Annotated in this window: 10 protein-coding genes; 8 read left to right on the forward strand and 2 right to left on the reverse strand. The window is 33.7% G+C overall.

What is annotated here, in order from left to right:
- Positions 1 to 8: 8 nt before the first annotated feature.
- From tsaD to EKL99_RS01790, 8 genes are all read left to right on the forward strand, one after another.
- A complete protein-coding gene (tsaD, locus tag EKL99_RS01755) occupies positions 9 to 1,031 on the forward strand; it encodes a tRNA (adenosine(37)-N6)-threonylcarbamoyltransferase complex transferase subunit TsaD (protein ID WP_126555958.1) in 1,023 nt (340 codons plus the stop codon).
- Between the two features lie 3 nt (positions 1,032 to 1,034).
- Positions 1,035 to 1,739: a 16S rRNA (uracil(1498)-N(3))-methyltransferase gene (locus EKL99_RS01760; protein ID WP_126460036.1), complete on the forward strand. Its 705-nt coding sequence runs from the start codon at positions 1,035 to 1,037 to the stop codon at positions 1,737 to 1,739.
- A gap of 76 nt (positions 1,740 to 1,815) precedes the next feature.
- A complete protein-coding gene (locus EKL99_RS01765) occupies positions 1,816 to 2,454 on the forward strand; it encodes a DUF4159 domain-containing protein (RefSeq protein WP_126460039.1) in 639 nt (212 codons plus the stop codon).
- Between the two features lie 509 nt (positions 2,455 to 2,963).
- Positions 2,964 to 3,911 (forward strand): zinc metalloprotease, encoded by a 948-nt coding sequence (locus tag EKL99_RS01770; protein WP_126576280.1) that lies wholly within the window; start codon positions 2,964 to 2,966, stop codon positions 3,909 to 3,911.
- A 260-nt stretch (positions 3,912 to 4,171) separates the two neighbouring features.
- A complete protein-coding gene (locus tag EKL99_RS01775) occupies positions 4,172 to 5,116 on the forward strand; it encodes a zinc metalloprotease (RefSeq protein ID WP_126453317.1) in 945 nt (314 codons plus the stop codon).
- Positions 5,117 to 5,191: 75 nt separating this feature from the next.
- The gene (locus EKL99_RS01780) at positions 5,192 to 6,283 is read left to right on the forward strand and encodes an AI-2E family transporter (RefSeq protein WP_126460045.1); all 1,092 of its coding nucleotides are present in this window, start codon (positions 5,192 to 5,194) and stop codon (positions 6,281 to 6,283) included.
- A gap of 2 nt (positions 6,284 to 6,285) precedes the next feature.
- Positions 6,286 to 7,467 (forward strand): class I SAM-dependent methyltransferase, encoded by a 1,182-nt coding sequence (locus EKL99_RS01785; RefSeq protein WP_126460048.1) that lies wholly within the window; start codon positions 6,286 to 6,288, stop codon positions 7,465 to 7,467.
- Positions 7,468 to 7,469: 2 nt separating this feature from the next.
- On the forward strand, positions 7,470 to 8,036 hold the full coding sequence (locus tag EKL99_RS01790; RefSeq protein ID WP_126460051.1) for a hypothetical protein: 567 nt from the start codon (positions 7,470 to 7,472) through the stop codon (positions 8,034 to 8,036).
- A 4-nt stretch (positions 8,037 to 8,040) separates the two neighbouring features.
- On the opposite strand, the gene EKL99_RS01795 is transcribed toward EKL99_RS01790, so the two are convergent.
- Both EKL99_RS01795 and EKL99_RS01800 read right to left on the reverse strand, forming a co-directional pair.
- Entirely contained in the window at positions 8,041 to 8,700 is a 660-nt protein-coding gene (locus tag EKL99_RS01795; protein WP_126576281.1) for a M15 family metallopeptidase, read from the reverse strand.
- Positions 8,701 to 8,954: 254 nt separating this feature from the next.
- On the reverse strand, positions 8,955 to 10,874 hold the full coding sequence (locus tag EKL99_RS01800) for an amino acid permease (RefSeq protein WP_126576282.1): 1,920 nt from the start codon (positions 10,872 to 10,874) through the stop codon (positions 8,955 to 8,957).
- Positions 10,875 to 10,963: the final 89 nt, after the last annotated feature.

Consider the following 10,963-nt stretch of genomic DNA (forward strand, 5'->3'; position numbering starts at 1 on the left):
GCCTTTTTATGCAAAATCCCGAGGTTTTTATTCTTGCCATTGAAAGTTCTTGTGATGATACTGCAGCGGCCATTTTACACAACGATAAAGTATTGTCAAATGTTGTTGCAAATCAGCTAATTCATAATCAATATGGTGGCGTAGTTCCTGAGCTCGCCTCACGTGCACACCAACAAAACATAGTTCCGGTAGTCGATGCGGCGCTTCGAAAGGCAAATATACAAAAAGAACAGTTATCTGCAATTGCATTTACACAAGGTCCGGGACTCATGGGTTCGCTACTGGTAGGGAGTTCGTTTGCAAAATCACTTGCCCTGGCCTTACAAATTCCTTTGATTGCTGTAAATCACATGCAAGCTCATGTCCTGGCACATTATATAGAGGAAGAGGGCTATGAAAAACCCACTTTCCCGTTCTTGGCCTTAACTATAAGCGGTGGACATACACAAATCATCAAAGTAGATCATTTTTTTGACATGACCGTAATTGGTCAAACCACTGATGACGCAGTTGGAGAAGCTTTTGACAAAAGCGCTAAAATTTTAGGACTTCCCTACCCTGGTGGCCCCTTAATTGATAAATATGCGCAATTAGGAAACCCAAAAGCATTTGTGTTTACAAAACCTAAAGTTCCAGGATTAAATTTTAGCTTCTCCGGTTTGAAAACGGCTATTTTATATTTTATTCAAAAGAAAAAATTAGAAAATCCAAACTTTGTTGCTGAGAATCTAAATGATATTTGCGCATCAATCCAACATACTATTATTGAAATTTTAATGGACAAATTAAAATTAGCCGTAAAAGAAACCGGGATCAAACAAATAGCCATCGGCGGAGGCGTTTCTGCTAATTCCGGAATCCGAAATACATTAAAGGAAACAGAAAACATATATGGTTGGAAAACCTTTATTCCTAAATTTGAATACACTACTGATAATGCTGCAATGATAGGAATTGTAGGATATCAAAAATTTTTAACCCAAACATTTGAAACTTCATCTGTTGTTTCTAAAGCAAGAATACAATTATAAATTATGCAATTATTCTTTAACCCTACTATTACAGAATCCACGACAATTTTTTCTTTTGATAAAGAAGAAAGCAAACACATTATCAAAGTATTACGCAAGAAAGATACCGATATATTATTTGTAACCAATGGCTCAGGCTACTTATTTAAAACAGAAATAACACTGGCATCCGACAGTAAATGCACCGTTAAAATCCTTTCGTTCGAAAAAGCCCCAGTTGCAAAATTTCACATACATCTGGCTGTAGCGCCAACTAAAATGAATGACCGTTACGAATGGTTTTTGGAAAAAGCAACCGAAATAGGCATTCACGAAATCACACCTATTATTTGTGATCACTCAGAGCGAAAAGTTATCAATAATGAACGATTTGATAAAATTTTATTAGCTGCCATGAAGCAATCTAACGAATTATACCTGCCGAAATTAAATCAGGCCATATTGATGAAAGATTTTTTAAAACACAACTATGAAGGCCTTAAATTAATTGCCCATTGTGAGGAAACGGATAAAAAATCATTGAAATCCGTTTTGAAACCAAATGAAAATGTGACCCTACTAATAGGCCCTGAAGGTGATTTTTCAGAAAAAGAAATTGCATTGGCAATTGACAACAAGTACATTCCGGTTTCATTAGGAAATACAAGGCTACGAACAGAAACGGCAGCAATAGTGGCTTGTCACAGCATACACTTTGTCAATGAATAATAATAAAACGTGTTTGGATTGCTGAACAATCAAAAAAAACAATGCACAAAATGGGTGCAAATAATAGAAATTGGCTATGAAAAAAATATTTTATTTACTCTTATTATTTTCGGTCGTTTCATTTTCGCAGGAAATTGCATTGTTAAAATACAGTGGTGGTGGCGATTGGTATGCAAACCCAACATCATTACCCAATTTGATAAAATACTGCAATGCAACTATAAATACCCAAATAAAAACAAAGCCAGCCACGGTTGAGCCTGCTAGTCCTGATTTATTTTCATACCCTTATGTGCATATGACCGGCCATGGAAATGTAGTTTTTAGTGCTGCTGATAGCAACAACCTTAAAAATTATTTGCTGGCTGGAGGATTTCTTCATATTGATGATAATTATGGAATGGACCAATACATCCGAAAAGAAATCAAAAAAATATTTCCAAATAATAGTCTAGTGGAAATTCCAGCGAGTCATGCCATTTTTCAAAAACCATTCTCGTTCCCAAACGGATTACCCAAAATACACGAACATGACGGTAAACGACCCCAAGCTTTTGGACTTTTTATAAAAAATAAATTAATACTGCTTTATACCTATGAATGCGATTTAGGAGATGGATGGGAAGATCCAGAAGTCAATAATGATCCAGCAGCGATTCGAGAAAAAGCATTAAAAATGGGGGCAAATATTATCAATTATATTTTTAATAATTAACACTGCTTACCAATAATTTATTTTGAGTAACAATCATCGTATAATGTCGTGTTTTACAATTAGACAACAAGAAGTAACAAATCGATTTTAAGATACTATTTTTACATTTTTTTTGACTTTATGACTTTTTAACTTTCGAGTTCTGTAGCGCTATAATTCTTAATATCCTTCTTTGAAAGATGCCATCGCTAACAATCAAATAAAAAATACAGATTAGTATTAATTGTGAAAATAAATAGTTTGAAAAATCCACCATTACTTTCTTTTTTCAGAGGTAAAATTAGCATTAAAGAATCATTTAATAAGAATAATATTAATTACAATCTCCCTAAATATATTTTATTAAGACCAGAGGTAAATCAAGAACACGACAGCAGAAAGAGGCTACTAAAAAGTCATAATTGATATTTATTTCATGAAAAAATAGATATTTATTTTTTTTCATGAAATAATTGTTATAAAATTGTTAAATCATTAACCAAATCTATTAATTTATAACAAACTCGATTATGAAAAATTTTTTTTTACCCGTTGCTGCTCTTTTAATGCTTTTCTCTTGTCAAAATGATACAGCAGAAACAACTTCGGAAGCAAGCGCTGTATCTCAACGCGGTTGTGCCACTCAAGAAGTTCTTGCTGCACAAATGAAAGCTGATCCATCATTAGCCTTGAGAATGAATAAAATTGAAGCATTTACTGAAAAAGCAATGTTAGCCGGTCGATTAGTTAACGGTAAAGTAGAAATTCCTGTAGTTGTAAACGTTTTATACAGAACTGCGGCAGAAAACATAACTGATGCTCAAATTCAATCTCAAATAGATGTATTAAACGAAGATTTTAATGCTACTAATTCAGATTTCAGCAGTACTCCCGCTTTATTCTCTGGAGTTGCAGCAAATGTTGGTATTACTTTCGTTTTAGAAACAATAAATAGAAAATCTACTACTAAAACTTCATGGGGCACAAGAGATGCTATGAAAAAAACAAAACAAGGCGGTTTAGACCCTACTTCACCAACAACATCACTTAATATATGGGCTTGTACTATTGGTGGCGGTATCTTAGGTTATGCGCAATTTCCTGGCGGATCAACGGCTACTGATGGTGTTGTAGTTGATTCAAAATATTTTGGATTATCTGGATCAGGGGCTTATCCTTATAACTTAGGAAGAACAGCAACTCACGAAGTAGGACACTGGATGAATTTACGTCATATCTGGGGTGATGCAACTTGTGGAAGTGATTTAGTTTCTGACACACCTACACACAATACTGCTAATTATGGCGTTCCTGCTTATCCTCATTACAGCACATGCTCTGAAACTCCTGTAGAAATGACTATGAATTACATGGATTACACAGATGATAGGGGTATGTATATGTTCTCTAATGGCCAAAAATCAAGAATGGCTGCAATTTTTGTTGCAGGCGGAGCAAGAGCAGGTTTTGGAGTATAATTCCTAAATAAATTTATAAAATAAGCGACCTAAAAAGTCGCCTATTTTATTTATAAGCATTACGTGTTTATATTTCTTCATTACGATAAGTAACCTATTAACAGCATAAATTTTATTTAAATAGTCTTTACTGTTCTTATCCAAAAAGCAAGATTTAAATTATTTAATAAATAAGTAATCATAAAATTTTTTTTTAAATAAAAATTGTTATAAAATTGTGATATAATAAACCAAATCTATTAATTTATAACAAATTCATTATGAAAAAAATTCTTTTATCTGCTGTAGCATTATTAATGCTTTTTTCTTGTCAAAATGACACAACAGAAATTACTCCATCAGCTGATGCAGTTACAAAACGTGGTTGCGCATCTCAAGAGGTGTTAGCTGCCCAAATGAAAGCTGATCCGTCATTAGTTTTGCGAATGAATAAAATTGAAGCTTTTACCGACAAAGCAATGTTATCTGGTCGCTTAGTTAACGGTAAAGTAGAAATCCCAGTGGTCGTAAACGTTTTATACAGAACTACAGCTGAAAATATTTCGCTGGCACAAATCCAATCCCAAATTGACGTATTGAATAAAGATTTTAATGCTGCAAATTCTGATTATAATTCAGTTCCCGCAGCATTTTCAGGAGTAAAAGCAAATGTTGGAATTACATTCGTCTTACAAAGTGTAAAGAGAAGATCTACTACTATAACATCTTGGTCTACAGATGATTCTATGAAAAAATCAACAAATGGAATCGTTCCAACTACACCAACAACTGTATTAAACATGTGGTCTTGTAATCTTGGTGGCGGTATTCTAGGCTACGCACAATTTCCTGGAGGTGCATCGTCTACCGATGGAGTAGTAATGGATAACAATGCATTCGGTACTACCGGGACAGTAACAGCGCCATTTAATCTAGGAAGAACAGCAACTCACGAAGTAGGACACTGGATGAATTTACGTCACATTTGGGGTGATGCTACTTGTGGAAGCGATTTAGTTTCTGACACGCCTACGCACAATACTGCTAATTATGGTGTTCCTACCTACCCTCATTACAGTACATGCTCTGGTACTCCTGTAGAAATGACTATGAATTACATGGATTATACAGATGATAGAGGTATGTACATGTTCTCTAACGGCCAAAAATCAAGAATGGATGCAATTTTTGTTTCTGGTGGAGCAAGAGCGAGTTTCGGAATATAATTTTTAGTTTTTTAGAATTTAAAACTCGCTACTTGTTAGCGAGTTTTTTTTATCTTTAGCCCTTAATATAAAGATATGATTACGTCAAAAACCATTTCTAGCGGCATTATCCGTGCGCTACTTACCTTAGTGCTAGGTGCTTTAGTGCTGTTCTTTTTCTACCAAATTCAATCGGTGATAATTTATCTTGTAGTATCCTTTATATTCACAATGATTGGAAATCCTATTTTAGATTTTTTTAAACGGAGATTAAAATTTAATCATCTCTTTGCTACTATTACCACTTTGTTTATTTTTATACTGATTATATTTGGTTTCATAATGATGTTTATTCCTTTGATTTTATCCCAAGGACAAAATTTATCACTGCTCAACACAGCAGAAATTGAAAAAAATATAATTGAGTTAGCCAATCAGATCAGTGTGTTTTTGGAAAGTCATCAAATTGATTCCTCACAAATACTTAAGGAAGCCAACATTTCCTCTAAAATAAATTTTAATATCATTCCAAATTTTCTAAATGCTATTTTGGGAACAATCAGTAGTTTTGTTGTGGGACTGGCTTCGGTACTGTTTATTACTTTTTTCTTTTTAAAAGACCGATTAATGTTTCTTTTAGGAGTAAAAAAATTAATTCCCAATAGTCACGAATTTCAAATTTTAAATTCACTGGAAAAGATCAACCATTTACTATCGCGTTATTTTATTGGATTATTGCTTCAATTATTTATTGTGTTTCTTTTATACTTCATAGTCTTAGTCATTTTTGGTATTCCCGATGCAATTGTTATTGCTTTTTTATGTGCTGTATTGAATATTATCCCCTACATAGGTCCATTAATTGCATCGGTGTTAGCCGCAATTTTGACTATGATCAGCAATTTAGGTGGTGACTTCCAATCCGATATTTTACCTACGACAATTTACGTTCTTATTGGTTTTTGGATCGTTCAGATTATTGATAACAATTTATCCCAACCTATTATCTTTTCAAAAAGTGTCAGTTCACATCCCTTAGAAATATTTCTGGTTATCTTAATTGCCGGTTTTCTTTTTGGAATATTGGGAATGATTGTAGCCGTTCCATTGTATACAATAATTAAGGTGATAGGGAAAGAATTTTTTCCGGAAAATAAGATCATTCAATCATTAACTAAAGACCTTTAATTTTGGATTTAATGATTTTAAATCCTGAAGTACAAGTATTTATCAATGCTAACATTGGTACACACGTAGCAACATTAGCATTACAAAAAAATCCCTTTCCCAATGTGGATTGGATCACCATTTTGAACCAAATAGACGCTAAGACAAAAGCAAAAGATAAATTGCCACATTGGTTCTTGTCCCAAAACATCATTTATCCAAGCAAACTTTCAGTAGAACAAACGTCTTCTGAAAAAACAGCTTCTTATAAAGCTTCTATTGTTACTGGTGATCACTTAATCGATTTGACTGGAGGTTTTGGTGTGGATGATTTTTATTTTGCACAAAAAATAAAAGAAGTGGTTCATTGCGAAATTAATCCCGATTTATCTCAACTTGTAAAACACAATTTTGAGCAATTACGTGTTCCTAATATTACTTGTTATACCGGAGATAGTCTGGCAACCTTAACCGCTTTAAAAACAAACTGGGACTGGATTTATATTGATCCTTCCAGAAGAAATGATACCAAAGGAAAGGTATTCATGCTTAAAGATTGTTTGCCAAATGTTCCTAAAAATCTAACTCTTTATTTTAAAAATACAAATGCTATTCTCATAAAAACGGCTCCTATTCTTGATATTACTGCCGGACTAACGGAATTACAACACGTGAAACAAATTCATATTATAGCCGTTGAGAACGAAGTTAAGGAATTGTTATGGGAACTTCATGCAGCTTATTCCGGACCAATACGCATTAAAACTGTCAATATCCTCAAGGATAAAAATGAAACTTTTGATTTTATTTGGAATGAAGTTGCTAGTTTTTCAAATTTCAGCTTACCTCAAACCTATTTATACGAACCCAATAGTGCTATTATGAAATCAGGTGGATTTGATGAAGTGGGATCCTTTTACAAAGTCAATAAACTACACAAGCATTCCCACTTATACACTTCCATGGACTTAATTCCCTTTCCGGGTCGTGTTTTTGAAATTCAAAATACATTTTCCTACAACAAAACAGCGATGAAATTTTTTTTAGAAAACAGTAAAGCCAATATCACAACTCGGAATTTTCCGGACAGTGTAGAAAGTATTCGGAAAAAATGGAAAATAAAAGACGGAGGAAATATATATAGTTTTTTTACAACTGATGAAAATAACCATAAAATAGTTTTAATTTGCACCAAAATATCATAAAAATGAAATTCATAATTACATTAACTTTCTTTTTCTTCAGTTTGAGTCTTTTTGCACAAAAACCATGTGATTACAGTGAAAACGTTACTGATTCAATAGGAACCTATAAATCAACTAAAGAATATATGATTAGTGAAAAAAAATTTGCCGGAAACTCCAGCTATATTTTCTATTCACTGGCTTTAACGGATGGATTACCAACCTTAAACATACAATTTATCCAAAAAAGCAAGGGATTTATAAAAGCGAATTGTTTTGATAAAAATTCAAAATTGTTTTTACAACTCAACAACGGAAAAATAATTACGTTAATACACACTGATCAAGAAGATTGTGGCACTTTGATTCGTGATGACAATGGATATGATAACCGGATCAATTCTGCAGCATTTATGTTTATGAAGGATAGTTTTGAAGAATTAAAAAGTTCTCCAGTTTCTATGATGCGCATCAAATATTTAACTGATACAGAGGATTTTATTATAAAAAAGGAATTTAAATCGGAATTAAACAACGAAATTTACTATCCGGAAACCTACTTTATAAATACGATAAAGTGTATCGAATAATAGTTTATTTACATTCCCATTTAGTATTAGAAATAGTGTCATTCAACCCTGATTTTACATTATAATGCCACCATTCCGAATCAAATGAATTAAAACCACTACTAATCATTGTTGTTTTCAGCAGGTTTCTATTTGCCTTTACTGTGTGCGAAACAGTAGGATAATCATGACTCGCTTCGACTCCAAAAAAATCAAAACCAGTACCCATATCTAATTCTTTTCCACTGCCGTTCACTAAAGTAAGGTCTACAGCTCCCCCTCTATTATGAATTGATCCCTTCGAAGGATTAGCCACGTACTTAGGATTAGGTACAATTTCCCACATTTTTTTCTGAATATCTAAAGGGCGATAGCAATCAAAAATTTTAATCTTATAGCCCTTTTCCATAAACTTCTCATTGGCTTCAACAAGTGCACGAATGGTTTTTAACCGCAAAAAACATTCAGCGCAATCATATACTTTTGCGTTCAGGAAATTGTCTGTTGTGGCGTATTTCATATCATACAGAAAATCTTGACTGTATTCTTTCAAATTTACAAATAGCGTATCATTGCTAATTGAATTCTTTTTTTCATCCGTTTTAGAAATCAAATTTTGGGATTGACAACTAACAATACAAAAAAGAAAACTAACGAATAGAAGTGGTTTGACTATAAAAATCATGTGTTTATTTTTTATAAAAATAAGTAAAAAATGACGGTATCAATTATTACCTATGAATTAATCCGTTCAGTAGTCGTTTCATTTTTGAAAAAGCAATTGGATTTCCTTCAATTGCTTTATATTAAGAAGATCTATAAGATATCCGCTAAAACAAATAAGTCCTCTAAATTGCTTTTAGAGGACTTATTTGTTTTTCCTAATATTGATCTAAATGCATCGTAAGACCCTGACTGTTTTAGAATTTTTTCCTATTCTTAATTTAATTTGCTGTTTTTTCGGCTAAAGCCAAAATAAATAACCAATCCAATCAAAAGCCATATTCCAAAATAAATCCAGTTCCAAACACTCAATTCAGCCATCATGTACAAACAACAAATCAATCCCAATAGCGGTATCAAAGACAAATTTGATTTAAAAGACCAAACGGATAATCCAGCTAAAACAATCAAGAAAATCCACATTGGAATTTTGTGTTTAAATAAACTAAAACCGCTTTCATATTTCACTGCATCAGCAATTGGCAAACCCGCTATAACAGCAGCATATTTTGCCTCATCTTGTTGATACTGGCGCAATAAATGCTCTAAATCCGGCGTTTCATCAGTGCTGTTTTTAGCATCAATAGTGACTAAATAATTGTATACTTTTTGGGTTTCTTCTTTGTTTAACGAGGTGATGATAGCGGATGAACTGTTGATTTGAGTTTTATTGGTAATAAAATCCATTGTTCCTTTTTTATTGTAACCAAAAGCAAACACCAATCCCATAATAATCAAAACTGGCAATATGAATTTTGAATTTACATAAGGAGTTTTAAATTTTCCACGAGGTATATCGGTTCTGTTTTGTAACACTAAAACTCCGGCACAAACCAATACAAAAGCGAATAACGTTCCAATACTGCACAAATCTGTAACCAATGTTAAATTCAAAAATAAAGCGGGAACTGCTACTACAAACCCGGTAACAATTGTCGCATACGATGGTGTTTTGTATTTTGGATGTACTTTTGAGAAACGTTTTGGCAACAAACCATCACGACTCATACTCATCCAGATACGCGGTTGTCCCATTTGAAAAACCAATAAAACACTTGCCATAGCCACAACCGCACTGACGGCAATGATTCCGGACATCCATTTTAGGTCTAATTTTTCAAATACAAAAGCCAAGGGATCACCTACATTCAACTGGTCATAACGCACCATTCCGGTAAGTACCAGAGCAATGGCAATATATAAAACGGTACATATTATTATGGCCCACATCATTCCTTTAGGCAAATCACGTTGTGGATCTTTGCATTCCTCAGCCGTTGTCGAGATGGCATCAAACCCAATGTAAGCAAAAAACACTGCTGAAACTCCTTTTAAAACTCCTGTAACACCATTAGGCGCAAAAGGATCCCAATTTGCAGTATCCACATAGAAAACACCAACCGCTATGACTAAAAGAACAATACATAATTTGACAACCACCATGATATTACTCGCATTTCGAGATTCTTTCATTCCGCGGTAAATCAATGCCGTAATCAAAACAATAATCAGTAGTGCAGGAAGATCTGCCACAAAATGAAACGATCCAATAACCGGCGAAGTCGTCCAGGCTGTATAAGCATCCTGTAAAGCAGGACTTAAGTTTGCAAATTCTTTGCCACCTTGCATTAGCGCAATGGCATCGTCAAAACCTCTGGAAGCGGACAAAAAATCCATTTGAACCCATTGTGGTAAGTGAAGCCCGCCACTTTCAAGTAAACCCGTAAAATAGTCACTCCACGATATGGCGACCGTTATATTCCCCACAGAATATTCCATTATCAGCGCCCAACCAATAATCCAGGCTATTATTTCTCCAAAAGCCACATACGAATACGTATAAGCACTTCCGGAAACGGGAACCATCGATGCAAATTCAGCATACGCAAAAGCAGCAAAACTACAGGCTATAGCAGTAAACAAGAACAAAAAGATAACTGCAGGCCCTCCATCAGAACTAGCTTTACCAATCGTACTGAAAATTCCGGCTCCTACAATTGCGGCGATACCAAATGCTGTTAAATCACGCGCCGTTAAATGTTTTCCTAATGCATTATGGCCATCGGCATCTCTTTTTTCAACCTGTTTTAAAATATCTTGTACTGTTTTTTTTCTAAATAAACTTGAAGATGCCATAAACTAAACTTTATCATTAAAAATTAATAAACTGTAAATTGTATGCTATAATTATGAAAATAGTTCAAATTATCTTCAAAATTCAAAAG

The sequence above is a fragment of the Flavobacterium sp. ZB4P23 genome (genome assembly GCF_003970375.1).
Classification (GTDB): domain Bacteria; phylum Bacteroidota; class Bacteroidia; order Flavobacteriales; family Flavobacteriaceae; genus Flavobacterium.